Annotated in this window: 1 protein-coding gene; it reads left to right on the forward strand. The window is 71.7% G+C overall.

Annotation, left to right across the window (positions count from 1 at the left end; all coding sequences use genetic code 11):
- On the forward strand, window positions 1-511 hold a 511-nt coding region (locus Q7C21_RS22280), incomplete at its 5' end, for an MFS transporter (RefSeq protein ID WP_375151127.1).
- Window positions 512-706 lie beyond the last annotated feature (195 nt).

Raw genomic sequence — 706 nt, forward strand, 5'->3', positions numbered from 1 at the left:
GTTCGTCTCGATGCTGTGCGTGGCCATGGCGCAGATCACCGTCGGCTTCTTCGCCCTCGACCGCCTGGGCATGGGTCCGGCGGAGGCGGCGCAGACCGCCGGTGTCGCCCTGACCCTGGTGGGGCTGGCGTTGATTGCCTCGCAACTGCTGGTGCGCAAGCTGGAGTGGCCGCCACTGCGGATGATCCGCGTCGGCGCCCTGGTGGCCGCAATGGGCTTTGCCGCGAGCATCCTCGCCGCTCACGCCTGGGTGCTGTGGCTGGGGTTCTTTGTCTCGGCCGCCGGCATGGGCTGGATCTTCCCCTCCTTTGCCGCCCTGGCCAGCAACGCAGTGGACGCTGCCGAGCAAGGCGCCACTGCCGGCTCCGTCGGCGCGGCCCAGGGCCTGGGGGTGGTGGTCGGGCCCTTGGCGGGCACCCTGATCTACGCGGTGGAGCCGCGCCTGCCCTACCTGCTGGCGGCGCTGCTGCTGGTGCTGGTGGCCTGCTGGCCCGAAGCCCGACGCCGCTGACCTTGGCGGGCGGACGGCGCGCATGCTCGACATCGCCCCACTGTAGCCGCTGTCGAGCCTCTGGCGAGGCTGCGCGAAGGTCCGCAGGACCTTGCTTGGCGATCGACCGCCGAACCTCCGGCGCCTGCAAGGCCGCCGCGTCTCCTGCGGAGCCGTTCGCAGCCTGCGGCAGCGGCTACACAACCCCGCTGTAAC

Origin of the sequence: Pantoea sp. ANP04, assembly GCF_041982285.1 — a bacterium.
GTDB classification, from domain to species: Bacteria; Pseudomonadota; Gammaproteobacteria; order Enterobacterales; family Enterobacteriaceae; genus Pantoea; species Pantoea eucalypti.